Origin of the sequence: Sphingobium sp. S6, from assembly GCF_905120495.1 — a bacterium.
In the GTDB taxonomy this organism is placed as follows: Bacteria; Pseudomonadota; Alphaproteobacteria; order Sphingomonadales; family Sphingomonadaceae; genus Sphingobium; species Sphingobium agri.
In genome coordinates, this window is record NZ_CAJHOG010000006.1 from 17,045 (window position 1) to 42,637 (window position 25,593).

The window sequence follows — 25,593 nt, forward strand, 5'->3', positions numbered from 1 at the left end:
TGCCGGGGTAAATGCGCATGATTGTCACATGATCTCGTAATATATCGCGCGATGTGATAAGCGGCACCCATGGATGCAATTTCGATCCGGCTGGCGCGGGAGAGCGCCGACATCGTGCGGCGGTCGGTCCGGCTGGATGGCGCGACGGTCGAGATTTGCGCCTACCCCGAAGTGCGGGAAGAGACGGTGCAGATGGTCGAGCCGCAGTCGGTCCTGATGCTCGGTCTGTCGCGGCTGCTGACCGGGTCGGAGGGGCGGAAGGCGGGTGATCCGCGCCGTCCGTTCGCGCGCATGGGCGCGCTGGCCCTGCGCCCGGCTGGCGTGCCGATGGAGTTTCATGTGGCGCAAGGCGCGTTCGACACCATCCGCATCCGCTTTGAGGATGAGCGGATTGCCCCGGCGCTGACGGGGATCAGTTTCGACGACGCGACGCTCAGCGCCTGTTTCGACATGCATTCGCCGCCGATCGAGGAAGCTATGCTGCGGCTGGCGGCGGAGGTGGAGAACCCGGGCGACGACAGCGCCGATGTCGGCGAGGCCTTGGTGCGGCTGATCCTGCTCGACCTGCGGCGGTTCCTGACCCAGGCGGCTGAGCGCGCGGGGCGGCGGCGGGGTGGGCTGTCCGCGCGGGCGCTGCGCATTGCGCTGGCGATGATCGACGCGCCTGGTGATGCACCCTCGATCGACGCCATGGCGGAACGGTGTGGGATCAGCCGGGATCATTTCATCCGCTGTTTCCACCACTCGACGGGGATTAGTCCCGGCGCGGCGATCCGGCGGCGGCGTATCGATCGGGCCAAGGCGATGCTAACCGAGGATCAGGGGTCGATTGAGGAGATTGCGCGGGCGTTGGGCTATGCGGGGGCTCCATCCTTTACGGCGGCGTTCCGGCGCGAGACGGGGCGGCCGCCGGGGGCCTGGCGGGCATTGATGCGGTAGGGATGGCGGCGAACATGAACGATATCGATTTCACCGCCACGGTCATCGCATCCTGCACTGTGTCGGGCGGGCGGTTCGAGCTGGTGGAATGGCATTGGCCCGACATGGTGAGTTTCGAGCAGACGCAGCAGCAGCTGATGCTGGAAATGTCGCTGCCCCCGATGGCGGCCGACGCATCGGCCTATTTCCCGGATATCGACCCGGAACGGCGCTGCTTCATGGGCGCGTTGTTCGTCCGCCATCCGGGCGTGGCGATCGGCGGGCGATCGGAGGGCAGGCAGATCCGCGTGATCCGATGCCTTTTCGATGAGCGGCATGGCGCTGCGATCATTGGCGCGGGCGAGCCTTCGCTGTCGTTCCTGCAAGGGCTGCTGAATATTCGTAACGACGCGCTGCGCAGCCTGATGCGGCTGGCCCATCGTGAATTGATCAATCCGCTAGACCGGTCCACTGAGGCCATGGAGGCGCTGTTCCAGCTGGTGCGGGTGGAGCTTGGCCGCGTGTTCCATCAGGCTGCGGGCGCGGCGACGGCCAGCCGCCTCGCTCCCTGGCAGTTCCGCCGGATACGTGAACGGATAGAGGCGGGTGCGCCCATGCCCGGTGTTTCTGAACTGGCTGCCCTGTGCGGGATCAGCACGCGGCATCTGCATCGGCAATTCCTGGCGCTGACCGGCAAGACCATTTCAGACTATATCGAAACCTACCGCATCGAGCAGTCGAAGCTTCTGCTGGCGCGCGGCGATGTGCCAATGAAGCAGGTGGCCGAGCAAGCGGGATTTTCCCACGGCAACAGCTTTGCCCGGGCTTTTCGCCGGGCAACGGGTTTGTCGCCGCGCGAATATCGACAGCGGTCGGCGGCTTTGATGGAGTGAGGGCGCGGAAGGCTTCTCGCGAAACCCTCCGCACTCCTCGTCACCAGCGCAGTTTGAGCGAGGTGAAGCCCATGACCGGGCCGCCAAAGACGGACTCCGCGTCCTGATCGGGGTCCAGTTCAAATTCGGGGATTTGCCGCAGCCATTCTTGTAGCGAGATCATGATCTCCCGTTTGGCGAGGTGCGACCCGATGCAACGGTGCGGGCCGAGGCCGAAGGTGACGTGATTGTTGACCTTGCGATCGAGGTCGATCGTCTGTGGGTCGCTGAACGTGCGCGGGTCGCGGTTCGCCACTGTGTTGGGCAGGACCACGCGGTCATTGCGGCGGAACTGCACGCCCTTGAACTCGCAGTCATGGGTGACGCGGCGATAGATGTTGGAGACCGCGTTGATCCGCATAAGCTCCTCGATGGCGAGGAGGAATGCGGATGGATCATCCAGCCGGTCGCGGAACTTCTGCCGCGCGTCGGCCGATGTCGCGAGGTAGCGCCAGACATAGGTCATGGTGTTCGTGACCGTATCCAGCCCAGCGACGAACAGCAGGAAGCCGCAGTTGATGATGTCGGTCCAGGGGAAGGGATTGCCATCCGCATCGCGCGATTGCACCACGGTGGAGGCTATGTCGGTGCCGGGATTGCGCTCCTTCTCGCGGAACAGTTCCTCCAGCACATCATAGATTTCGAGCAGGTTTGCGGCGCGTACCTCCGGGTCGGTGCTGCGGAAGAAGGTGTCAGAGATGCGCAGGAATTCGGGCAGGCGCTCTTCAGGCAGGCCGAACAGTTCAAGGAACGTGCCGGTAGGGAATTTGGCGGCATAGTCGTGCACGAAGTCGCACCCGCCCTTCCCGGCGAAACCGGAGATCAGGCGTTCGGCGCGGCTTTGCAAGCCATCGGTCATGCGGCGGACGGCGAGCGGCGTGAACATGGGCGCGAGCAATTTGCGGAACACGTCATGCTGTGGCGGATCGACGCCATTGGGCTGAAGAACCGGATAGGGTTCTAGCGGGGGAATCTGCGCCTTGTGCGTCGAGAAAATCTCGTGATTGCGATAGGCTTCGGCGATGTCGGCGTAGCGCAGGAACACCCAATGGCCGCCATTGCGCGGCGTGTAGAAAATGGGCGGCGCACCTTTTTGGATAAGGCCGTGCCAGATCTGCACCGGATCGGACACGTCGGCAGGCATGTCGAAAAAGTCGAAATCCAGGATCAAGTCTTCAGGGACATGAGTAGGCGCGGCGGGATAATAGGTGACGGTCATGCCGCCGCTCCCTTCGCGATGCGGAGAGCCCCTTCCGGGCAATTGCGCACGGCGAGCCGCACTTTGTCCTCAAGCTCCGGGGGGAATTCGGGCTGTTCTATGACGACCTTTCCCTCGATCGCGTCAGTAGAAAACACCTCCGGGCACAGGTCTTCGCATCGGGCGTGCCCCTGGCATTGGGCAAGATTGGCAACCACTCTCATCGGGCCAGACTCTCCTGATCATGTGTTGCCGCCTTTTACCAAAGCGGTGATCGGGGGCCTATTGTCGCGACGGAGCAAAATGCGTCATAAGGAGCAGATCAGGACATTGGCGCTGGCTGCCGGTCAGAAGATGCCAAAGGCTTTCAGGCGGTCGAGCATTTGCGTTTCACCGGTCGCGGTCGGGTTGGCCGGTTCGAACTCAAGTTCGATCATGCCGCGATAGCCATGGTCCTCTATCGCCTTCAGGATGGCGGGCCAATCCAGTTCGCCGAGGCCGGGATCCACGCGATTAGGTATGTCGGCGAACTGGACAAGACCGGTCTGCTGCGCGCAGGCGGCGAAGGATGAGGGCACATCGTGGCCCATCATTGCGACATGGCCGGTGTCGAACAGCAGGCGGACCGATGGCATGGCGGCGGCGCTGACCATTTCGGCCGCGTCCTCCAGCCGATCGAGCAGGAGGCCGGGGATGCGGCTGGCGGCGATGGGTTCGACGAGTAGGGTCAATCCGCTGCGGGCGGCCTGTTCGGCATGGCGCTTCAGATTTTCCGTCATCGCACGGAGTTGCACGTCATGCGGGCGCTGATTGTCGAGGCCAGCTACGCAGACGACGCTGCCGCCGTTGAAGCGGGCGGCGATCTCGGCGCTGAGGTCCACGCTGCTGCGCAGATGTTCGAGGCCTGCTTCATCCTCGGCGCTCCAGACCGGCTGGTTCCAATATTTAAGGTCGCTGAAGCTGGACAGGACAAGACCGCGGCTCGCCATCCGATCGGCCATCGCGACTTGCTCAGCCTCGGGCCGCAGCATCAGGAACAGGTCCTGCACGCCGCGAAAGCCATGATCGGCAAGCGCGTCGATCTGGTCGAGCGGGCTGGTGGACGGGGCGAGATGCGCGAGCATCGGCTGGTCGGGCGAACTAAGGCCCAGATGACCGCCGATGGGCCAGCGACCGGTCATTGCGTCACCGATCGAGCGAAGTCCAGCAACGCCTTGTTGAAGGCGGCGGGTTGTTCCTGCTGCACGAAATGGCCTGCTTCGGGGATGGCGATGATGTCGCGCAGGCCGGGGACGCGCTTGCGTAACCGCGCTTCCCAATCGGTGAAGAAGCCGAAGGACGGGTCTTTTTCGCCATAGAGGAACAGGGTGGGCGTTTCGACATCATGGTCAGCCCATTTTTCGCCAATGCGCCAGTTCACGTCAGCGGTGCGGTAGCTGTTGAGGCCGCCGATGAAACGCAGCATTGGGTCGGCATCGACATATTCGCTGACGAAACGATCGAACTCTGCCTTGGTAAGCCAAGGCCAGGGGAGCGGAGGGGCGGGAGGCAGGACGTCTAGATAGCCGCTGCCGATGGAGGATACCGTCTTCCAACTCCACAGGTCGCCCTTTGAGGAGAGCGCGTAGAAGAGGCGGGCGAGAAATTCGGGCGCGCGGTCGGCCAGTTCGCGCTCGGCGGGGCCCACCTCCATGAAATAATGGAAGTGGACGAAATGCTCGGTGGCCATCGCGGCGAAGCGTTCGCTGGGGAGCCGGTCGGGGGAGGATGCTTCCGGTCGCGCGGGCTCGTCGGGGGAAAGGCGCGGCGCGCTGCCGAGCATCGCGCGTCCGGCCATGTCATAATCATAGGGGATGGTGGCGATGAGGCCCGCCACGCGATCCGGCGCGCGAACGGCGAGGTTCCAGGCATATTGCGCGCCGAAATCCTGGCCGACGATCACGGCCTTATCCGCTTCATAATGGTCGAGCAGGGCGATGAGGTAGGCCTGCATCCGGTCGGCATCATAGGCGGCGGGATCGGTGGGACGGTCGCTGCCGCCATAGCCGAGGCTGTCGATGGCGACAGCGCGGAAGCCTGCCGCTGCGAGCGGCTCCATCTGGTGCCGCCATGACCAGGCAAGGCCGGGAAAGCCGTGGATCATGAGGACGAGTGGCCCCTCCCCCTGCTCCACAGCGCGAAGCCGGTAGTCGCCTGCGTCGATAAGTTTTTCTGTCATAGATGGGCATCCTCTTCCCCGCGGGCGATGCGCCAGGCGAGGCCTGCAATTTCTCCGGCACGCGCGCCGTGGATGGCGGCGGCTTCGCTTGATGCATTGCCGCTGATCGCGCGGTGATAGACGCCCTGGCGGATGGCGGCGTTGCGGAACATGGCAAAGGCAAGGGCGTAGCGCCAATGGGTGGGATCGATGGCGCCTGCGCCGCTACGCTGTGCATAGCTTTGCAGATAATCCTCTTCGGACGGGATGCCGAGCGTGGGCAAGTCTGCGTCGGACAGGCCGCGATAGCCTTCCTTGGGCACGCGCCAGGCCATCAGATGCTGGGCGAGGTCAGCGAGGGGATGGCCGAGCGTGGAGAGTTCCCAGTCGAGGACCGCGATGATGCGGGGCTCTGTGGGCGCGAAGATCATATTGTCGTTGCGATAGTCGCCATGGACGATGCGGCTTGCTTCGAGGCCGGGATCGTTGGCGGGGAGCCAGTCTATGAGGGACTCCATCGCGTCGATCGGCTGGGTCTGGGTGGCGCGGTATTGCCTGGTCCAGCGGGCGACCTGACGGGCGAAGTAATTGCCCGGATTGCCATAGTCCGAGAGGCCGACCCCAGCGGGGTTGATCGCGTGCAGCGCGGCGAGGACCCGGTTCATTTCGTCATAGATGGCGGCGCGATCTGCCGGCGTGAGGTCGGGCAGGCGCGCGTCCCAGAAATTGCGGCCCTGCGCATAGGTCATGATGAAGAAGGGCGTGCCGACGATGCTCGCATCTTCGCACAGGGCGAGCGGGCGGGCGACGGGGACGGCGCTATCCTTGAGCGCATCGGTCACGCGATATTCCCGCTCGATCGCGTGGGCAGAGGGGAGCAGCACGCCATCGGGCTTGCGGCGCAGGACGAAGCGGGGCCGCCCGTCCACCGACAGCAAATAGGTGGGGTTGGACTGGCCGCCCGCGAATTTCTCTGCGCTGATTTCCCCGTCCGCGCCCGGCACATGGGCCTGAAGCCATGGGCCGAGGCGGTTGGTGTCGAGCGTGCGGACGTCAGTCATATTTGGCGAGTTCGAGGCGGCCGAGCTGGTGACGGTGCACCTCGTCGGGGCCATCGGCGAAGCGGATCTTGCGGGCGTGGGCATAGTAGCTGGCAAGGAAGAAATCCTGGCTGATGCCCGCCGCGCCATGCGCCTGCATCGCCCAGTCAATAACCTGGCAGGCCATGTTGGGCGCTGCGACCTTGATCATCGCAATGTCCGCCTTCGCCACCTTGTTGCCGACCGTATCCATGCGGTGCGCGGCATGGAGGGTGAGCAGCCGCGCCTGATCGATCATGATGCGGCTGTTGGCGATGCGTTCGATGATGACCCCCTGTTCGGCGAGCGGCTTGCCAAAGGCGACGCGGCTCTTCACCCGGCGGCACATGGCTTCGAGCGCGCGTTCGGCCATGCCGATCATGCGCATGCAGTGATGGATGCGGCCGGGGCCAAGGCGGGCCTGCGCGATTTCGAAGCCGCGCCCTTCGCCGAGCAGCATGTTGGACGCGGGCACTCGGACATTTTCGAACAGGATTTCCATGTGGCCGTGGGGCGCGTCGTCATAGCCGAGCACTGTCATCGGCCGCAGCACGGTAATGCCGGGCGTGTCGCGCGGGACCAGGATCATCGATTGCTGCTTGTGCTTGGGCGCTGACGGATCGGTCTTGCCCATGAAGATCATGAGCGCGCAGTCCGCCTCGCCCATGCCGGAAATCCACCATTTGCGGCCGTTGATGACATAATCATCGCCGTCGCGGACGATCGAGCTTTCGATATTGGTGGCGTCGGACGAGGCCACCTGCGGCTCCGTCATGGCGAAGGCGGAGCGCATTTCGCCCGCCAGCATGGGTTTGAGCCAACGTTCCTTATGCTCGTCCGTGCCGAAGCGTTCGAGCGTCTCCATGTTGCCGGTGTCGGGCGCGGCGCAGTTGAAGACGGCGGGGCACCAGTGAACGCGGCCCATTTCCTCGCAGAGCGGCGCATATTCAAGGTTAGTGAGCCCCGCGCCATGGGTGCTTTCGGGCAGGAACAAGTTCCACAGCCCCGCTTCCTTCGCCAGCGGCTTGAGGTCATCAATGAGCGTGACATGCGCCCAGCGGTCGCCGGTAGCGACCTCCTCATAATAGCGCTTCTCATTGGGATAGATGTGCGCGTCCATGAAAGCGCGCAGGCGGGCGAGCAAATCGGCGGTCTTCGCATTGGGTTCGTAGCTCATGCGTAGAAGCCCCTGCCCTCTCGCGCATATTGCTCCAGAAGCGGCGCGGGCGTCCAATAGGCCTCGCCCTGTTCGGCGCGGAATTTCTCGATGGTGGCCAGCACCTTGTCGAGGCCTATCTGGTCTGCCCAGTGCATGGGGCCGCCGGTGTAGCTGGGCCAGCCGAGGCCGTTCACCAGCGCCACGTCGATCTCATGCGGGCGCGGCACGATGCCTTCGCTGAGCAGCTTCGCGCCTTCATTTACCATCGCGTAGAGCAGGCGTTCGCGGATTTCATCCTCGCCAATGTCGCGCAGGGTGAGTCCGTGACGCTGGGCATGGGCGGCGATCATCTCGTCGGTCTGGGGATTGGGGCTCGCCTTGCGGTTCTCGTCATAGCTGTACCAGCCGGAGCCGGCCTTTTGCCCCAGGCGTCCGGCGGCGACCATCTGCTCGGGGAAGTCGGCGCGCAATTCGCGTTCCGTCGCGCTGGCGGCGCGGGCCTTGCGGGCGGCGGCCTGCACGTCGAGACCGGCGAGGTCGCCGAGCGCGAACGGCCCCATCGGGAAGCCGTAGGACAGCAGCACCTTGTCGATCGCGGCGGGCTTTGCGCCCTCCTCCACAAGGAAGAAGCCTTCGCGGGAGCGCTTGGAGAGCATGCGGTTGACGATGAAGCCGTCGCACACGCCCGACAGGACCGGCAGCTTGCCGATGCGTTTGCCTAGCGCCATGATCGTCGCGACGACTTCGGGATCGGTCTTGGCCGCGCGGACATTTTCCAACAGGCGCATGACATGGGCGGGATTGAAGAAGTGCATGCCGCACACGTCTTCAGGCCGTCCGGACGCTTCAGCCAGCGTATCGATGTTGAGGAAGCTGGTGTTGGAGGCGAGGATGGTTCCGGCGGGCGTAACCTCACCGAGCTTGGCGAAGACAGCCTTCTTGATGTCCAGATCCTCGGTCACTGCCTCGATCACCAATTGCGTCGGCGACAGGTCGCGGGGGTCGTCGCTGGTGGTGATGAGCGCGAGGCGCTTGTCCATCGTCTCCTGCGACATGCTGCCCTTCGCGACGGACGACGACCACATCTTGGTGATGGCCTTCATCGCGGCGTCGATGTTCGGCTGATCAAGGCCGACGGCGATGACGGGGATGCCGACGCTGACGACCGCCATGACAATGCCGCGTCCCATGACGCCAAGGCCGATGACGCCGACGCGCTCGATGTTGCGGGTCAGGGTGTCGGGCGCGAGGCCGGGGATGCGCGCGACTTCGCGTTCGGCGGCGAACAGGTGGCGCAGTGCCTTTGACTGCGACCCGTTCATGCATTCGCGAAAGATCGCGAGTTCCTTTTTCACCGCCTCGTCGAAGGGCAGTTCATAGCCGAGGCGCATGGCTTCCAACGCGCGCAGGGGTGCGGTTTGGCCGCGCATCTTTTTGGCGACGGTTTTGCGCGCTTCTTCGAATAGCGCCGGATCGTCGGCGGGCATGGGCAGGGTGGAGGAGCTGCGCGGCCCCTTCCCTTCTGCCACCAGCTTTTCCGCGAAGCTGCGTGCTTTGGTCGCAAGGTCGCTGCCCGTCGCGACCGCATCGATAAGGTTGGACTTCAGCGCTTCGTCCGTGCCGATCTGATTGCCTTCCGTCACCAGCTTGATTGCGGTGGCGAGGCCAGCGAGACGTGGCGTGCGCTGGGTGCCGCCGCCACCGGGCATGAGGCCGAGCTTCACTTCAGGAAAGCCGAATTTCGTGCCCGGCGCGGCGATGCGATAGTGGCAGGCGAGAGCGACTTCGAGGCCGCCTCCCAGCACCGTGCCATGGACGGCGGCGATGATCGGCTTGGTCGAATGGTCCATCATTTCCATGACCAGCGGCAGGCCGGGATCAGCCATGGGCTTGCCGAATTCCTTGATATCCGCGCCAGCGATGAAGGTCTTGCCTTCGCAACGGATGACAAGCGCCTGGAGGGCGGGATCGGATTCCAGCTGGCGAATGGCTTCGGAAAGCCCCTGCCGCACGCTGGCGGAGGTGGCGTTGACCGGCGGATTATCGATCACCGCTTCGGCGATCGCGCCATGGATGTGGAAGCTGACTGTTTCGGACATGAAGGATTTCCTGTTCAGGACGCAGGCTGGAGGGTCAGGAGCACCTTGCCCTTCACCTTGCGCTTTTCGAGATGCTGGAGCGCGGCCACTGCGTCAGGCAGGGCGAAGCGCGTGTCGATGACGGGTTTGAGCGAGCCGTCCGCCAGCCAGGCGAGCAGCTGGCGCATGTTTTCGCCCTGCGCGACCGGATCGGCGCGGACGCTGTTGCCCCAGAGGACGCCGACCGCTGACGCGCTTTTGAGCAGCAAAAGGTTGGCGGGGATGGAGGGGATGTCGCCACCTGCAAAACCGATGACGAGCAGACGGCCGCCCCAAGCGAGGCTTTTCACCGCCGTCAGGTTCATGGGGCCGCCGACAGGATCATAGACGACATCGACGCCCTTTCCTTCGGTCAGCTGCTTGATGCGTTCGCGCAGATCCTCCTGCGCATAGTCGATGAGGTCATCCGCCCCCTGAGCCTTGGCAAGCGCGAGCTTTTCCGCGCTGGACGCGGCAGCGATCACGCGCGCGCCCATATGCTTGCCAAGTTCGACGGCAGTGAGGCCAACGCCACCGCCCGCACCGAGCACCAGCAGTGTTTCGCCGGGCTTCAACTGCGCGCGGTCCTTCAGCGCATGATAGGAGGTGCCGTAGGTGATGGAGATGCCCGCCGCGACCTCCAGATCGACGCCATCGGCCACCGGCCAGACCTGCGTCGCTGGCACGCGCACCTGCTCGGCGAAGGCGCCGCTGCCGGTGAAGGCAATGACGCGGTCCCCGACAGCGAAGCCTGTAACGTCAGGTCCAACGGCGGCGATGCGCCCCGCTGCTTCACTGCCGGGAACGAACGGCAGGGCTGGTTTTGTCTGATATTTGCCCTGCACGATCAGCACGTCGGGATAGTTTACTCCGGCGGCTGCCACGTCGATCACCACTTCCCCCGGCCCTGCTTGTGGCTCGGGGAAATCGCCATGGTGCAACTCTTCGACGGGCGCGAATGCGCTGCAGATCATGGCTTTCACATCACTCTCCTTGAACACACCTACCGGGCATGCATGACCTGATTAGGCCTTTGGAGGCGATGCTACCATTTCGTATTTCCGACGCATGACATCAGAAAAACTGATGGATAGGCAGCGCAAGAAGCTATTTTCCTGATCCGCCAATTTGCCTGCCCCATTGCCGGGCGAATTCGTGAAAGGCGCGGCAGGCTTGAGGCTGCTGGGTATCGCGGCGGCTGACCAGGCTTACGATGCGGGTGAAGTGCAGTTCGGGCACGGCCAGTTCGACCAGCTCACCGCGCGCCAGTTCATCCGCGACGGTCAGGCTGGACAGGCAAGCGAGCACGGCTCCGTCGCGCACGATGCGCTTGATCGCCTCCACGCTCTCGCCTTCGAACATGATGTTGAGCGAGTTCATGGATTTGAGCGTTTCGACCGTGAAGGAGATGCGTTCGCTGGACAGGGTCTTTTCCAGCGCCCATGGCTGGTCGCCAAGGTCGGCAAGCGGCACCGCCTTACGTCCGGCGAGGGGATGGTCCGGCGCGGCGCACACGACCAGCCGGTCGCGCAGCCACGGCTCGGCCTCCAGATAGCTGCTGTTGACCGGTGCACCGACGAAGCCGACGTCCAGCGCCATGTTGCGCACGCCCTCCATCACCTCATGGGATGGCATGATGCGCATTTCCACCCGGACGCCGGAGTGCAGGCGCATGAAGGCGGCGCAGAGGCCGGGCAGCACATAGTCGCCGACGGGAACCGCCGCCCCTATGCGCAGCCGCCCGCGCACTTCTTCAGGCAGGGAAAGGGATTCAAGGTCCGCGACCTGCACCAATATGCCGCGCGCCATTTCAAGGATTGGGCGGCCCCGGTCAGTCAGCAGCATGCGGCGGCCCGACCGGGCGAACAGCTGCACGCCCAGATGGGTTTCAAGGTCCTTGAGCGACATGCTCGCCGCCGAGGGGCTCAAGCCGATCTCGTCAGCCGCGCCCGCCACGCTGCCGGTGCGGGCGACGGCTTCAAATACCGCGATCTGGCGTAATGTTACCCTCACTTGCCGTGGCGGCGATCAGCTGATCTCGCCCCGGTGCATGGCTTCGGCACGGGCTTTCAAAGCCTTGGCCGTGTCGTTGAAGGCGCGCGTCACCCAGGGTCCGCAGAAACGCATGACGTGGATGCCGTTGGGGCCGGTAAAGGCATCAGTCGATTGGTAGCGGCACTTTTCGGGCCCAAGTTCCTCGATGATCTGATCGCGGCGAGCGGGATAGGGCCATGCTTCATTGTCGGGCAGCTCCCAGGACAGAAGACGGCCGGGTTCGAAGGCGCAGACATATTCGCAGTTCGGCGCGAGCGAACCGGGATTGGCGTAGTTGTTGAGCCGCATATAGACCGGCGCACCCATTTCCAGCGTCGATTCCGCCCAGACGCAGAAGGGGTTCCATTCGCCATAGCGGGGCATGTCGGTCAGGATTTTCCAAACGACCATCGCAGGCGCGTCGATTTCGACGGGGTCGGACGCGACCAGCGTTTCGGGATCATAGACTTTGAACGGATCGAAACGATCAGCAGTTAGGGTTTGCGTGGACATCCTCTTCTCCTCGATAAGGGCGAACCGGCAGGCGTGCCGCCTCTGTTTGGCAACGCGAATATCGCAGGTTCCGCTACGTGTCGCGCTTGTTTGCGTAGACAATAACAGGCAGCTTCTGCCGGTCAATGGCGGCGCGCGGGGTAAATCCGGCTTGACCTGCGTATCATATTGACCAATTCAGCGCGCAACACGTCATCCGCGATCCAGCCTGCTCCGGTACTTCTGCCGAGTCCCGGCGCCGTAGCATCGTAGAAGATAATGGACGTTGGAATTCGCGCGGGAGAGATCATGGCCGACAGTTACGACTTCATCATCGCTGGCGGCGGATCGGCAGGATGCGTACTGGCCGGGCGCCTGTCTGAAGATCCGCGTAATCGCGTGCTGTTGCTGGAGGCGGGCGGCAGGGACAACAGCGTCTTCATCCACGCGCCGGGCGGACTGCTGCCCATCATGTATCGCGGCATGTTCCAGTGGATGCATGTCAGCGTGCCGCAGGCCAATGCAGGCGGGCGGCAGATGTATACGCCGCGCGGCAAGGTGCTGGGCGGTTCATCCTCCATCAACGGCATGGTTTATGACCGGGGCGCGGCGGCGGACTATGACGGCTGGCGTCAGTTGGGGAATGAAGGGTGGAGCTATGACGATGTGCTCCCCTATTTCAAGAAGCTGGAGGATTTCCAGCCGGGCGGCGAAGAAGGCTATCATGGCCAGGGCGGACCAGTGCTGGTCACGCGGCCCGGCATCAACAATCCGCTGGCCAAGGCGTTTCGCGATGCTGCGGTCGCGGCGGGCGTTCCCTATAATGACGATCCCAGCGGATCGCAGCGCGAGGGCGTGGTGCCCGCCGATGTCACCGCGTCGGCCGGGCGGCGATGGAGCGCGGCGCGCGCCTATCTGACGCCTGCGCGGAGGCGGCCCAACCTGCGCGTGATCACGGGCGCGAATGTGGAGCGGGTGATCGTCAAGGACGGCCGCGCGACCGGTGTTGCGTGGCGGCGCGAGGGCCAGCTGGAAGAGGCGAATGCTACGCGTGAGGTGGTCCTGTCGGCAGGCTCCATCCACTCGCCCTGGATCCTGATGCTCTCGGGGATGGGACCAGCGGACCATCTGCGCCAGACCGGGGTGCCGGTGGTGCATGACCTGCCCGGCGTCGGCCAGAATTACCGCGACCATGTGGCGGTCAGCGTGAAGCAATATTGCACGCAGCCGGTTTCGCTCTTCAACGTTTTCCACCCCGTCGTCGCGGCCAAGGCGGTCGCAAACTTCCTGCTGTTCCGCAAGGGTCCGCTCGCGAGTCCTCCGGCGGAGATCGGCGCCTATCTTAAGACCATGCCGGGGGCGGAATATCCCGATGTGAAGGTGCATTTCGCCATGGCGCTTTACGAAGCGATGGGGCGCAAGCTGATCATGGAACATGGCTATTTCGCGCATATCGACCTGCTGAACCCGGAGAGCGTCGGCGAGATCAAGTTGACTGGTCCCGACCCCTCCGCGCCGCTGTTGATCGATCCCAACATACTTTCGACGCCCAATGACATGGCGATGGGCCGCGCAGCGATCCGGGCGGTGCGCAACATCTTCGCGCAGAGCCCCTTCGATCCCTTCCGGGGCGAGGAACTGGCGCCCGGCGCGAGCATCCAGTCGGATGATGAACTGGACGCCTATCTGCGCGAGACGGCTATTTCCGATATTCACGCGGTGGGCACCTGCCGCATGGGGCACGACCCGATGGCGGTGGTCGATCCGCAGCTGCGGGTGCGCGGCATCGCTGGGCTTCGGGTGGTCGATGCATCCGTCATGCCCCGCGTGCCGGGAGGCAACACCAACGTTCCCACGATGATGGTGGCCGAAAAGGCGGCGGACATGATCTTGAAAGCCTGACGCTGTTGCGAGCGGGACATAAAGGAGAGGCCTATGTCTGAACTGCGTTTCGACGATAAGGTGGCGATCGTCACGGGTGCGGGAGGCGGGTTGGGCAAAGCCTATGCTGCCCTGCTCGCTGCGCGTGGAGCCAAGGTGCTGGTCAACGACCTGGGCGGCGATTTCCAGGGTGAGGGCAAGGATCAGGGCTATGCGGACGCAGCAGCCCAGGAAATCCGCGATGCTGGCGGGATTGCAGAGGCCAATGGCGACAGCGTCGCGACATCGGCTGGCGCGCAGGCGATCGTGCAGGACGCGCTGACGCGATGGGGCCGCGTCGACATTCTGGTCAATAACGCTGGCATCGTCAGCGCGTCAGGCACCCTTTCCGACGTCACAGATGAACAGTGGGACAAGGACATGGCGGTGTCGGCCAGCGGCACCTTTTACCTGTGCCGCGCGGTCTGGGACGGCATGCTGGAGCGGAATTTCGGGCGGATCGTCAACATCTCGTCAGGCTCCTGGTTCGGCATGGGGAGCGCGGTGCCCTATCCCGCCGCCAAGGGTGCGGTGTGGGCGATGACGCGCGGGCTGGCCGCCGCGACCCAGGCGCAGGGCAAGGACGTCAAGATCAATGCGATCATGCCGATCGCGGGCAGCCGGATGACGCAGTTGATGGGCCCTGAGATACACGGCCTGATGGAGCGCGACTTCCCCGCGCGCGCGGTTGCCCCGGTGGTTGCGATGCTGGCGCATGACAGCGCGCCCTGCAATGGCGAGATGTTCACCGCAGGGGGCGGCGGCTATACGCGGGTGTTCGCAGGTGTCACGCGGGGCTACCGCGCGACGGACAAGGACTGGACCCCTGAAACGGCGCTTGCACAATTTGACGCAGTGATGGACACGAACGGCTTCCACATCCCCGCAGGATCGATGGATGAAGCCGCCCTCTATACCTCGGACGTGCCCTGGGACGCGTTCAAGGCCTATATTCAGTAGTTGATCAGCAAGAAAGAGCAGGAATCATGACTGGCAGGTTGCAAGACAAGGTCGCCATCGTCACTGGCGGTGCACGTGGCATGGGCGAAGCTACCGTCCGCCTGTTCGCGCGCGAAGGCGCGAAGGTGGTCATCGCCGATGTGCTGGAGGCTGAGGGCCAGGCACTGGCCGCCGACGTTGGCGATGCCGCGATGTTCCAGCGGCTGGACGTATCGGACGAGGGCAGCTGGACCGCACTGGTGGATACGGTCATCGCTCGCCATGGCCGCATCGATGCGCTGGTCAACAACGCGGCCGTCGTGGCTTTCGGCCCCATCACCGCCCTTAGCGTCCAAGACATTGATCGCGTTCTTGGCATCAACGTCAAGGGCACCATGCTGGGGATGAAGCATGTCGGGGCGAAGATGTGCGCCGCCGGGCGCGGGGCCATCGTCAACATTTCGTCGGTAGACGGCCTTCGCGGCGTTAATTCGGTGTCGCTCTACAGCAGCTCCAAATGGGCGGTGCGCGGCTTCACCAAGAGCGCGGCGATGGAGTTCGGCCATCAGGGCGTGCGCGTCAACTCGGTGCATCCGGGCGGCGTCAACACGGCGATGGGCAACCCACAGGCGCTGGAAGGCGACGCGAAGAACTACGGCTATGAACGCGTGCCGTTGCAGCGGATCGGCGAGCCGGAGGAAATCGCCGCCGCCAGCCTGTTCCTCTGCTCGGACGAAGCCAGCTACATCTGCGGCGCTGAACTGGCGGTCGATGGCGGCTGGGCGGCCGGCTATTACCACCATTATCTGCCCGCTGCGCCGGCATCGCTGACATCGATCTAATCCCTTCCCTTTCGGAGAAGCATGAACATGACTGAAGAAGAAAAGGTCTTTTCGGGCGGCGTGGCCGTCATCACCGGCGCGGGCGCTGGCATCGGTATGGGCCTTGCCCGCCGCTGCGGCCAGATCGGCATGACGGTCGTCGTCACCGACATCGACAAGGGCCGCGCCGACAAGGTCGCCGCCGAAATCGTGGCGGCAGGCGGCAAGGCGGAAGCGATCCAGCTAGACGTTTCGAAGCCCGAAGCGCTCGACGCGCTGGCCCAGGATGTGTTCGACCGGCACGGGGCCGTCCGCCTGCTGATCAACAATGCGGGCATCGAAACCATCGGCAATGTCTGGGAAATCCCGACCGCGCGCTGGGAAACGACGCTGAACGTCAACATCCATGGCGTCGTCCATGGCGTGCGCGCATTCGTGCCGCACATGCTGCGCGTCGGTCAGGAAGCATGGATCGCCAACCTGGCTTCGATCGGTTCGTTCGGTCAGATGCCGACGCAGACCGCCTATATCATGAGCAAGCACGCCATCCAGTCCTTCAGCGAATGCCTCTATCTGGAGATGCAGGTCGCGAAGGCGCCGATCAATGTCTGCTCGATCATCCCGGGCATGCTGAAGACCAGCATCTTCGACGCCGATGCTGGCGTTGGCGAGCCGGAAAGCGCGGCAGGGCATCGCGCGACCATGGCCCACATGATGGCCAATTACGGCATGGATCTGGACGAAGGCTGCCGTATTTTCGTCGAAGGCATCGCTGCGCGGAAATTCTGGATTTCGAGCCAGCCGGAGATGACGGAACAGTCGCTCGCCGGTCGTATCGCCTTCTTCCAGGAACAGAGCAATCCGGAACTGGGCGAACAGCAGCGGGCGCTGCTGGGCATCTGAAAAAGCGGCCGGGCGGGTTGAACCTCGCCCGGCCCTTTTTTCCGTCAGGCCCTTGCAGCTTCCTGCTTGACGATTTCCAGGAAGAGCGGCCGTTCACCACCGCCATGCACTTCCAGCCGTGCGCCGCTAACATAGGCGGCGGACGGCGAACCCAGGAACACCACGGCTTCGGCGATGTCGCTACCCCGGCCCATGCGGCCTAGCGGCAGGGAAGACGCGATCCGATCCTGCGCGGCTTGCGAGCCATAGGTCATTTCCGCCGTTTCCGTTTCGATCAGGCCGACGATGATGGCGTTGACGCGGACTTCCGGCCCCCATTCCTGCGCCAGGCTGGTGGTCAGGCTGAGCAGGCCCGCCTTTGCCGCGCCGTAGATCGCGGTGTCGGGCGATGGACGCGCGCCGGAAACGCTGGCGATGTTGACGATCGATCCGCCCACTGCCTTCAGATGGGGATAGGCGGCCTGCGATACATGCAGGGGGGCCAACAGGTTCAGTTGCAGGATGCGTTCCGAAAAGCGCGGGCTGGCAGTGGCGGCGTCGGCCTGCGGCGATCCGCCCGCATTATTGACGACCAGATCGATCCGGCCGTGCCGCGCCACCAGGTCCGCAACCCACGCGTTCACGGCCGCCGGTTCACGAATGTCGCATGCAGCGAACTCGGCCGTTTTGCCATCGACGCCGATCGGTTCTTCCGGCGCGGTGCGCCCACATGTCGCCACGGCATAGCCTTCCGCCAGCAAACGCCGCACGATCGCCGCGCCGATGCCGCGCGTTCCGCCGGTGACGATCGCGACCTTGCCTACACCCGTCTCGCCCACAGCCTTGTCCTTCCTCTTCTGAATAATGCGCAGTCAGCACATCCATTTGAACGGCTCCATAGTCAATCCGCGGCATCTTTCGCCAGTGATAATGCAGTGGTCATTGCAGATTGTTACGCAGATCAGGTATAGGATCGCATCAGAAGCGCATATCGCGTCAGAAGTGGAGAGGATTGATGGCTTATACCCTGCAGCAGTTGAGCGACCTGGAAGATATCCGGACCCTCAAGCATCGTTATTTCCGGGGCATCGACACGGCTGATCTGGCGCTGCTCGGCACCCTTTTCACAGAAGACCTGACCGTCGATTACCGGGGCGGCACCTATCGCGTCCGGTTGGAAGGCCGCGACAACATGCTGGAGTTCCTGGCGAACAGCTTCCATTCCGGCGCCGTCGCCATGCATCACGGCCATATGCCCGAAATCACCCTGACCGGCGAGGACAGCGCCGAGGGAATCTGGTATCTCGAAGATATCTTCATCGACGTGGAGCGCAAAGATCACACCATCGGCAGCGCCATTTACCGTGACGCTTACCGGCGTGAAGATGGCGTCTGGAAGATCGCGCGTACCGAATATGATCGCGTGTTCGAAATGATCCGCCCGCTGGCTGCGGATGCGCAGATCACCTCCCACCATCTCGCGACCGCAGGCCGCAAGCCCGAGCAGCGCAGCGACATCAGCCATTTGATCGAATGGGAAGCGGCTTGACCTAACGGTGATGCTCTTCCGCCACGGCCGGGCCATTTCCCGGCTGTGGATGGAGAATGGAGACGCGGGCGAAACGATGACCCGTCAGAATAAAACCGGGCTTTTTTGGGGAGGAAAGCATGCGCAAGACGCTATATCCAATCGTTTCACTCATCGCACTGGCAGCGCCGGGCACTGCCTTTGCTCAAACAGACGCGCTGGGGGCTGGCGCGGCGAGCGGTAGTGACATTGTCGTCACGGCTCGTCGCCGCGAAGAACGGTTGCAGGATGTGCCGATCGCGGTGAGCGCCGTCGATGCTTCGGCTCTCGACAGCCGTGGGCTCGACAATGTCACGCAGATCAGCCAGATCGCGCCCAACATTCAATTCACGCCGGGCCAGGGTGGCAACAGCGGCGGCATCGCGCCCTTTATCCGGGGCGTGGGCGAGAACGACTTCATCATCACGTCCGACCCCGCCGTTGGCGTCTATATCGATGGGGTATATGTCGCGCGCACCTTCGGCGCGACCACCGAATTGCTGGGCATCGACCGGATCGAAGTGTTGCGCGGGCCGCAGGGTACGCTGTTCGGCAAGAACACAGTTGGCGGCGCGATCAACATCGTGTCGGCGGTCCCGGGCCGGGAGCAAAGGCTCGAAGCCGATTTGCGATATGGATCGTTCAACACGGTGCGCGGGCGGGTCTATGCCGAAACGCCGCTGTCCGACAGCTGGTCGCTCGGCGTCGCCGCACTGGGCGAGTTTGGCGAGGGGTGGCAGAAGATCCCGTCCGGCGACAATCTCGGCAATCGCAAGGTGATGGCTGGCAAGCTGGCGCTGCATTATGACGGCGAAGGCTTGGACGCCGTGTTGCAGGTCGATGGCCTCCACCGGCGGCAGCATAGCGCGCCGCACAGCATGATCGCCTTCACGCCCACCTTCTTTTCCATCCTGCAATCGACCTTCATCGCGCCCTGCTGCACCGTGCCGGGCGACATCGACCGCACCGACAGCAATTCGGAGCTGAACAAGGATCACACCGATGCGGTGAACGCATCGCTGACCCTGACCAAGGATCTGGGCGGCGCGACGTTGAAGTCGATCACCGCCTATCGCTATGTCGATGCGCTGTTCGGCCGCGATGGCGATGCGTCGTCGGCGGTCAATTATGCCGGTGACATTCATGACGAGCGGGCGCGGCAGATCAGCCAGGAATTGCAGCTCTCGCTTGACCTTGGCGGCCGTGGCACTTTGTTGCTGGGAGCCTTCGCCTATCGCGAAAAGACGCGCGACAATACCCGGCTGATAGTCGCCGATGGGCTCTATCCGGCGCTGATTGCGGCGGGGCTCGACCCCTTCCCCATCGCGCCCGGGCTGGCGGTTCCCGCGTCGTCGCTCGACTTCAACATCGATTTCCGCAACCGGCAGCGCACCGACAATCTCGCGCTGTTTGCGAACGGCAATTACGAACTGATCGACGGCCTCTCGCTGGAACTTGGCGCGCGCTACACATGGGAGAAGAAGAAGTTCTTCCAGTCGGCCACGCGGATTTATTCAGGCGAGCCGCTGCTGGCTGGAACGCCGAGCTACACGCTGGAAAAGAGCTGGGACGCCTTTACGCCACGCGCGTCGCTTTCCTACAAGTTCCGGCCCAACTTGATGGCCTACGCGTCCTATTCGCGGGGCTTCCGGTCTGGCGGGTTTAATGGGCGGCCCACCTCGGTCGAGGAAATCGGGTCCTATGATCCGGAATATCTGACCTCCTACGAGGCGGGCGTCAAAGCCGGTTTCGGCGGGATCGCGACGATCAACCTCGCCGTGTTCCGCAACGAATATCGCGATCAGCAGATATTGGTATCGACCCTGAGCCCCACCGGCCTGATCGTCGTCCGCAACGAAAATGCGGGCCGCTCGCGCATTCAGGGTCTCGAACTGGAAGGCGCGTTCAAGGTTTCGCCGCGCTTTACAGTGACCGGCGCACTCGGCCTGCTGGACGCGAAATATCTCGACTATGTTTCGGTCATCAACAATGTGCCGACGGATGTCAGCGACCGCAAGCTGAAGCAGGCACCCGATATCACCGCCAACGCCAGCGCGGTTTATCAGGCGCCGCTCAGCGACAATGTGGAAGGCGTGCTTCGCTTGGACGCAGCCTATAAGAGCCAAGTCTTTGTCGATGCCGAAAACACGCCGTTGTTGCGGCAACCCGACCACGCGATCCTCAACGCCAGCGCGGAGCTGCGCTTTGCGGACAGCGGCCTGTCGGTGCGCGTCGGCGTTGACAATATCACCGACCGGCGCATCATCACGGCGGGTTATGATGCATCGACCAGCTTTGGCTTTACGGAAGCCTATTATTCGCCGCCTCGCCGCTACAGCATCACGCTGGCGCTGCGGCGCTGAGCCGGAACATGGTCCCGGCGGTGCAAACCATCGCCGGGGCCGTTGGCGGCCGATCTGAACATGAGCGATGACACCGCCTTTGCCGACCTGTTGCAGACGCTTTACGGCGGATTGACGCGGTCGCCGCCGTGGGAGGATTTCCTGCGGGCACTGGCGGCGATCACCAACACGACCTTCGCCACACTGCTGATCGGCCGGGGTCATGCGCGGATCGATGCCCATGTCACCCCGGGAGCGGACCCGGAGCGCACGCAGGAATATCAGCGCATCTCGCAGGCCGACCCCTTTGTCGGATTGCCGGAGGGACAGGTCGTTTCCTTTCGCGATTTCGTCCACCATGTCCCGGCGCGCTTCCGCGACTGGTTGGACGTGGCGCGCAGCAGCGAAATTCTGGGCGTCGACCTGCACCGGCCGCCTGATGTCGCCGTGCGGCTGCGCCTCACGCGCGAAGACAGTCAGACGCAATTTGGCGACGCCGAACGCGCGTTGCTCGAACGGCTGATCCCACATCTGCGCATTGCGCTCGACCTTCACGCGCGGCTGACTATCACCCAGGCGGAAAGCCAGCTGTTCAGCAGCGCCATGGCGGGTCTCGCGGTCGCGACCCTGATCCTCGACCGCGAGGGCCGCATCCTGCGCCGCAATGCGCTGGCCACGCAGATGCTGGAAGAGGGAAGCATCATCGCGGAGCAGCATGGCAGTTTTGAAGTCAGGACAGGCTCCAGCGCGGCCACGATCAACCGCATCCTTTCATCGCCACCGCCACAGGGCGAGGAGATCCTGTTCGAAATCGCGACCAACGGCCCCCCCCTGCATGCGCGAGCCCGCGCGGTGCCGTCCTCCGCTTATGCGGATGGCGCGTGGCTGGCGCTGTTCATCGCAGACCCCAGCCGCCCGGCAGGTCCGTCGGAAGAGATACTGCGGGAGCGCTTTCACCTCACCCGTGCCGAATCGGGCTTGGCCCTGCATCTTGCGCAGGGCGCCACGCTGGCCGACGCGGCGGACGCTCTGGGCATCGCCTACAATACCACGCGTTCCCATCTGCGCGCGATATTCGCCAAGACCAACACGCATCGGCAGGTCGAACTGATCACGCTGTTGCGCACGATCGGCAGCGAACCCGAAATCTGATCCATTTGGATGATGCAGCGGCACGGGCCGAAGCATAGCCTGCATCCACGATACGAAAAGTTTTGTGGAGAAGATGATGAAATTCTCGATCATTTACGAAGCGCAGATGGCCGACACGTCGCGCCAGAATGAGCAGCAGGTGTTCCGCGACATTGTGGAGCAGTCCATCTACGCCGAGGAAATGGGCTTCGACACGATCTGGGCCGTCGAACATACCGCGCTGACGCAATATGCGCATATGTCCGCTCCGGAAACTTTCCTTGCCTATCTGGCCGGGCGTACCTCGCGCATCGGCATTGGCCATGGAGTTGTCTGCCTGCCGCCCGCGATGAACCATCCGGTGAAGGTCGCGGAGCGCATCGCGACGCTCGACATCCTGTCGGGTGGCCGCGTCCATTTCGGCATGGGCAAAGGCGGGACGCAGCAGGAAGCGGGCACCTTCGGCTATAATCTCGAAGACCTGCCGCCGATGATCGACGAGAGCATGTATCTGATCCCCAAGATCCTGAAGCATGGCGAGATCGAGCATGACGGCCAGTTCGTGAAGATCCCCTTCCGCCCAATCCACCCGAGTCCGATGCAGGAGCCGCATCCGCCGATCTACATGGCCTGCACCCGCGCCGATACGCTGGTCACCGCCGGTTCGCGCGGCATCGGTGCGCTGGTTCTTGGCTTTGCCGGGCCTGAGGATATCGCGAAGAAGAACGCCATCTATCGTGAGGCTTTCGCCAACCGCAAAGCTGAGGATCAGGTCGGCTACCGTCCGACCCAGCATCTTGCCGCGCTCTGCCCTGCCGTCGTGCTGGAGGACCGCGAGAAAGCCCGCCGCATCGGCCTGCGCGGGCAGCGCTTCTTTGTTGAGTCGCTCGGCCACTGGTATTCGGGCGGCCCCGCGCCCGATGTCGAGGATCTCGACGCCAGCGAAAGCCTGGCCGCGCTTCAGCGTCACAAGGAAGAGACGGTGGCCTGGCTGTCGGACGAAAAGATCACAGTCGGGGGGCATCATACCGAGAGCTTCGAAGTGGTCGATGACGCCTATGGCACGCCGGAGGACTGCATCCGCCAGATCAAGCGACTGCAGGATGCGGGCGCCGACGAAATCCTTTTCATGTTCCAGATGGGCGGCATTCCCCATGACGTGATCATGGAGACGATCCGCAATATCGGTGAGAAGGTGATCCCTTATTTCCGCGAGCAGGCGACACTGGCGGCGGAGTGAGGTGTCTTGCGGGCGGGGCAGCGCGCTCCGCCCGAAACTCGGCTGCGCCAGCTACCTTCCGTTCGCCCTGAGCTTGTCGAAGGGCTTCTCTTAGGAAAGAAGGGCTCCTACAGGCTCAGCGCGAAGGAGGTGAGATCTGGTGAATTTAGGATGACGCGTTATTCCGGCGCGTACAAAGCCTTTATCGCCTCCATCAACCGCGCCGCGCGCTCGTGCGGGTCGCCCTTGGCCAAAGCACGGGAGGGGGCTTCCACCGCTATGGTGGCGTGGTGGGGCAGCAGCGGGAGCAACGCGCCGAGGCCGAACTCTCCTTCACCGGGAAGCAGGCGGTCGAACACGGCTTCATTGACCCGGTCATGCGGCGGCTCGATCGGGCCGTCGTTAAGCTGGACATGACGGATGCGATCGGCGGGCAGGCACGCCACATCGTCCCAGCTTCCGCCGCTACGGATGACGTGAAGCGTGTCGATGCACAGGCCCACTTCCGCGCCCAGCGAATGAGCGATCTCCAGCGCCTGTGACGGCGACCGGATCGAAGATAGCGGATAGGGTTCGATGATGGCGGGAACAGCCGCCTGACGGCAAATCTCGACCATGCGCGCGAGGGATTCCCGCAGCCGCGCATGATCGGGGTCCAGACCCAATATGTTGACGGTGCCGCCCAACTCGGCGGTGAGCTCCGCGCTGCTTTCAAGCAGGTCCCAGTCAGGCTCCGCATCGAGCATGAAAGGTTCGATGATACCGGCACGCAGTCCCGTGTCGCGCAAGGCGGAGATCACCGCCCTGCGCGCAGCCTTGTCCGCCAAGAGGTCAGGCGTCGGGCTGATCGGGATCGGGGTGACGAACAGGCTGACAGCGGTGAAGCCCGCGCTCGCCGCCGCCTCTATCACGGTCAGCGCGTCAAGATTGACGAGCGAAAGATGGTCCAGGCAAAATCCGTTCGGAGGGACAGTCATGACAGCCGCCCTCCTGCATCACCCGGCCGGTCAGGCGTGAACGCCTCCATCAACGCGCACGATCGCCCCATTCATATGCCCTCCATCCTCGCTCGCCAGCATGGCGATGACGCCCGCTATCTTGTCAGGAGTCGCAAATCCATTGATCGGGCCGAGATGATTATACAACTCCCAGTCGGCTCCTTCCACCATACCGGTTCGGACGCTGTTGGCGAGCGGCGTTTCAATGCCGCCCGGAGCCACGGCATTTACGCGCACGCCGCGCTTCACATATTCCCAGGCGAGACTCTGGGTATAGGCGGCGACCGCGCCCTTGCTGGCGGCGTAGCCGGTCAGGAAGGGATGACCGAAATGGCTGGAGGTCGAAGCGGCGTTGACGATATTGCCCTTCGTCTTTTCCAGATGCGGCAGTGCTTCGCGGCACATCAGGAATGTGCTGCCCATGTTGACCGCGATGATCGACATGAAGGCTTCATAGTCGGTGGTCGCTGCATGGCTCGACCGGATGATGCCAGCCATGTTGATGAGGACGTCGAGCTGCCCGGCTTCTTCCACCCACTGCGCGACGATCGAGCGGGCAGTAGGCTCGTCTGCTGCCGATCCCGCACGGACCGCAATGCCGGGTTGTTCCTGCCTTAGCGTTTCCAGCCCTTTTTCATCCAGGTCGACCGCCAGCACCCGGCCGCCCTCTGCGGCAAGGCGGATCGCGGTCGCACGCCCGATGCCGGACGCTGCGCCAGTGACGATGATCGACTTGCCTGCAAATCGGCGTCCGAAGTCCATGGCCTGCTCCGTCATGCCACGATGGCGGGGTGCGGGATGCGCGGATCGCCCAGCATCGCGCGGTAGGAAGGCGGCGTCCGGCCGCCCGCTTCGGTGATGCCATATCGCTGCGCGATTTCAGCGGTGATCAGGGTCTGGCCGTTCAGTTCGTCGCGGTTCGGATCATCATGGATGGCGGCGATCACCCGGCCGTTGAATTCGGGCGTTTCCGCGTCTGCCATGAACTTTTCATATTGTTCGGGATGTTCCGAAAGCGTGCGGGCGCTGCGTTCGGTGAGCAGCGGTCCCATCCAGAGCGAGATGGCGGCGACGCCGGTGCCCCGGAAGTCCACGCCCATGTCGGCAGCGAACTTGTCCACACCAGCCTTCTGCGCGCCATAGGCCGCGCCGTGCATGTAGCAGACGGAGCCAAAGGAGGAGGTGAAGGCAATGAGGCCGTTGCCTGCCGGAACCATCATGCGCGCGGCATGCCAGCTCGCCAGATAATGGGAACGCAGCCCGACATTCAATATGTCGACGAGGCCAGTGGATTTTTCCCAGAAGGGACCGGGCTTCACCAGATCGTCGTTCAGGGCGGCGACATTGTTGACCAATATGTCGAGGCGGCCGCTTTCATCGCGAACGCGCTCGAACAGCGCAGCGATCGCGCCGTCGTCGGCATGATCGACCTGCACCGCGCGGCCCTCGCCACCGGCTGCGTCTACCTGCGCCGCGGTGGCGCCGATGGTGCCGGGCAGTTCCGCATCGCCTTCGCGAACCGAGCGGCCCGTCACATAGACGCGATAACCTTTTTCTCCCAGCGCGGCGGCGATACCCCGGCCTGCCCCTCTGCTCGCGCCTGTTACGATCGCGACCGGACGTTCACTTCTCTCCATTTTCTTTTCTC

The 25,593-nt window shown here is 63.7% G+C and carries 24 protein-coding genes; 10 read left to right on the forward strand and 14 right to left on the reverse strand.

Annotated features, from left to right (window positions below; genetic code table 11):
* The first annotated feature begins 69 nt into the window (after positions 1 to 69).
* Both SPHS8_RS15280 and SPHS8_RS15285 read left to right on the forward strand, forming a co-directional pair.
* Positions 70 to 939 (forward strand): helix-turn-helix domain-containing protein, encoded by an 870-nt coding sequence (locus tag SPHS8_RS15280; RefSeq protein ID WP_201516296.1) that lies wholly within the window; start codon positions 70 to 72, stop codon positions 937 to 939.
* A gap of 14 nt (positions 940 to 953) precedes the next feature.
* Positions 954 to 1,811 (forward strand): helix-turn-helix transcriptional regulator, encoded by an 858-nt coding sequence (locus tag SPHS8_RS15285; protein WP_201516297.1) that lies wholly within the window; start codon positions 954 to 956, stop codon positions 1,809 to 1,811.
* Between the two features lie 40 nt (positions 1,812 to 1,851).
* Here SPHS8_RS15285 and SPHS8_RS15290 read toward each other — a convergent pair whose 3' ends face one another.
* The 10 genes from SPHS8_RS15290 to SPHS8_RS15335 all read right to left on the reverse strand — a co-directional run bounded on the left by SPHS8_RS15290 (position 1,852) and on the right by SPHS8_RS15335 (position 12,147).
* Positions 1,852 to 3,069 (reverse strand): cytochrome P450, encoded by a 1,218-nt coding sequence (locus SPHS8_RS15290; protein ID WP_201516298.1) that lies wholly within the window; start codon positions 3,067 to 3,069, stop codon positions 1,852 to 1,854.
* Positions 3,066 to 3,272: a ferredoxin gene (locus tag SPHS8_RS15295; RefSeq protein ID WP_201516299.1), complete on the reverse strand. Its 207-nt coding sequence runs from the start codon at positions 3,270 to 3,272 to the stop codon at positions 3,066 to 3,068. Before SPHS8_RS15295 ends, SPHS8_RS15290 begins: the two co-directional genes overlap by 4 nt.
* Positions 3,273 to 3,395: 123 nt before the next feature.
* Positions 3,396 to 4,229 (reverse strand): sugar phosphate isomerase/epimerase family protein, encoded by an 834-nt coding sequence (locus tag SPHS8_RS15300; RefSeq protein WP_201516300.1) that lies wholly within the window; start codon positions 4,227 to 4,229, stop codon positions 3,396 to 3,398.
* The gene (locus SPHS8_RS15305; RefSeq protein ID WP_201516301.1) at positions 4,226 to 5,266 is read right to left on the reverse strand and encodes an alpha/beta fold hydrolase; all 1,041 of its coding nucleotides are present in this window, start codon (positions 5,264 to 5,266) and stop codon (positions 4,226 to 4,228) included. Before SPHS8_RS15305 ends, SPHS8_RS15300 begins: the two co-directional genes overlap by 4 nt.
* Positions 5,263 to 6,306: a phosphotransferase family protein gene (locus SPHS8_RS15310; protein ID WP_236575197.1), complete on the reverse strand. Its 1,044-nt coding sequence runs from the start codon at positions 6,304 to 6,306 to the stop codon at positions 5,263 to 5,265. The genes SPHS8_RS15305 and SPHS8_RS15310 overlap by 4 nt, the downstream gene beginning before the upstream one ends.
* A complete protein-coding gene (locus tag SPHS8_RS15315) occupies positions 6,299 to 7,501 on the reverse strand; it encodes an acyl-CoA dehydrogenase family protein (RefSeq protein WP_201516302.1) in 1,203 nt (400 codons plus the stop codon). The genes SPHS8_RS15310 and SPHS8_RS15315 overlap by 8 nt, the downstream gene beginning before the upstream one ends.
* Positions 7,498 to 9,582 (reverse strand): 3-hydroxyacyl-CoA dehydrogenase NAD-binding domain-containing protein, encoded by a 2,085-nt coding sequence (locus SPHS8_RS15320; RefSeq protein ID WP_201516303.1) that lies wholly within the window; start codon positions 9,580 to 9,582, stop codon positions 7,498 to 7,500. Before SPHS8_RS15320 ends, SPHS8_RS15315 begins: the two co-directional genes overlap by 4 nt.
* Before the next feature lie 14 nt (positions 9,583 to 9,596).
* A complete protein-coding gene (locus SPHS8_RS15325) occupies positions 9,597 to 10,574 on the reverse strand; it encodes an NADPH:quinone oxidoreductase family protein (protein WP_201516381.1) in 978 nt (325 codons plus the stop codon).
* Between the two features lie 133 nt (positions 10,575 to 10,707).
* Positions 10,708 to 11,613 (reverse strand): LysR substrate-binding domain-containing protein, encoded by a 906-nt coding sequence (locus SPHS8_RS15330; protein ID WP_201516304.1) that lies wholly within the window; start codon positions 11,611 to 11,613, stop codon positions 10,708 to 10,710.
* Between the two features lie 15 nt (positions 11,614 to 11,628).
* On the reverse strand, positions 11,629 to 12,147 hold the full coding sequence (locus tag SPHS8_RS15335) for an SRPBCC domain-containing protein (RefSeq protein ID WP_097092963.1): 519 nt from the start codon (positions 12,145 to 12,147) through the stop codon (positions 11,629 to 11,631).
* Positions 12,148 to 12,435: 288 nt separating this feature from the next.
* On the opposite strand from SPHS8_RS15335, the gene SPHS8_RS15340 reads away from it, so the two are divergent.
* The 4 genes from SPHS8_RS15340 to SPHS8_RS15355 are packed head-to-tail and all read left to right on the forward strand — an operon-like array spanning position 12,436 to position 16,709.
* Positions 12,436 to 14,028 carry a GMC family oxidoreductase gene (locus SPHS8_RS15340; RefSeq protein WP_201516305.1) on the forward strand — a complete coding sequence of 531 codons (1,593 nt, stop codon included), beginning with the start codon at positions 12,436 to 12,438 and terminating at the stop codon, positions 14,026 to 14,028.
* Between the two features lie 33 nt (positions 14,029 to 14,061).
* Positions 14,062 to 15,006: an SDR family NAD(P)-dependent oxidoreductase gene (locus SPHS8_RS15345; RefSeq protein WP_201516306.1), complete on the forward strand. Its 945-nt coding sequence runs from the start codon at positions 14,062 to 14,064 to the stop codon at positions 15,004 to 15,006.
* 26 nt (positions 15,007 to 15,032) lie between these two features.
* Positions 15,033 to 15,827, forward strand: coding sequence for a glucose 1-dehydrogenase (locus SPHS8_RS15350; protein ID WP_201516307.1), 795 nt, complete (start codon positions 15,033 to 15,035; stop codon positions 15,825 to 15,827).
* Between the two features lie 27 nt (positions 15,828 to 15,854).
* On the forward strand, positions 15,855 to 16,709 hold the full coding sequence (locus SPHS8_RS15355; RefSeq protein ID WP_097093301.1) for an SDR family NAD(P)-dependent oxidoreductase: 855 nt from the start codon (positions 15,855 to 15,857) through the stop codon (positions 16,707 to 16,709).
* Positions 16,710 to 16,753: 44 nt separating this feature from the next.
* On the opposite strand, the gene SPHS8_RS15360 is transcribed toward SPHS8_RS15355, so the two are convergent.
* The gene (locus SPHS8_RS15360; protein WP_201516308.1) at positions 16,754 to 17,527 is read right to left on the reverse strand and encodes an SDR family oxidoreductase; all 774 of its coding nucleotides are present in this window, start codon (positions 17,525 to 17,527) and stop codon (positions 16,754 to 16,756) included.
* A gap of 176 nt (positions 17,528 to 17,703) precedes the next feature.
* Between SPHS8_RS15360 and SPHS8_RS15365 the strand changes: the two genes are divergently transcribed.
* The 4 genes from SPHS8_RS15365 to SPHS8_RS15380 all read left to right on the forward strand — a co-directional run bounded on the left by SPHS8_RS15365 (position 17,704) and on the right by SPHS8_RS15380 (position 22,968).
* Positions 17,704 to 18,237, forward strand: a complete 534-nt coding sequence (locus tag SPHS8_RS15365) for a nuclear transport factor 2 family protein (protein WP_201516309.1) — start codon at positions 17,704 to 17,706, stop codon at positions 18,235 to 18,237.
* 119 nt (positions 18,238 to 18,356) lie between these two features.
* On the forward strand, positions 18,357 to 20,618 hold the full coding sequence (locus tag SPHS8_RS15370; RefSeq protein WP_201516310.1) for a TonB-dependent receptor: 2,262 nt from the start codon (positions 18,357 to 18,359) through the stop codon (positions 20,616 to 20,618).
* A gap of 60 nt (positions 20,619 to 20,678) precedes the next feature.
* Positions 20,679 to 21,749 (forward strand): helix-turn-helix transcriptional regulator, encoded by a 1,071-nt coding sequence (locus SPHS8_RS15375; RefSeq protein ID WP_201516311.1) that lies wholly within the window; start codon positions 20,679 to 20,681, stop codon positions 21,747 to 21,749.
* Positions 21,750 to 21,825: 76 nt separating this feature from the next.
* Positions 21,826 to 22,968, forward strand: coding sequence for an LLM class flavin-dependent oxidoreductase (locus SPHS8_RS15380; RefSeq protein ID WP_201516312.1), 1,143 nt, complete (start codon positions 21,826 to 21,828; stop codon positions 22,966 to 22,968).
* Positions 22,969 to 23,126: 158 nt separating this feature from the next.
* Here the strand turns inward: SPHS8_RS15380 and SPHS8_RS15385 are convergent, their stop codons facing one another.
* The 3 genes from SPHS8_RS15385 to SPHS8_RS15395 are packed head-to-tail and all read right to left on the reverse strand — an operon-like array spanning position 23,127 to position 25,582.
* Positions 23,127 to 23,924, reverse strand: a complete 798-nt coding sequence (locus tag SPHS8_RS15385) for a sugar phosphate isomerase/epimerase family protein (protein ID WP_201516313.1) — start codon at positions 23,922 to 23,924, stop codon at positions 23,127 to 23,129.
* A gap of 30 nt (positions 23,925 to 23,954) precedes the next feature.
* Positions 23,955 to 24,707, reverse strand: a complete 753-nt coding sequence (locus SPHS8_RS15390; protein ID WP_201516314.1) for an SDR family NAD(P)-dependent oxidoreductase — start codon at positions 24,705 to 24,707, stop codon at positions 23,955 to 23,957.
* An 11-nt stretch (positions 24,708 to 24,718) separates the two neighbouring features.
* Complete coding sequence (locus SPHS8_RS15395) at positions 24,719 to 25,582, reverse strand: SDR family NAD(P)-dependent oxidoreductase (RefSeq protein ID WP_097092972.1); 864 nt, start codon at positions 25,580 to 25,582, stop codon at positions 24,719 to 24,721.
* Positions 25,583 to 25,593: the final 11 nt, after the last annotated feature.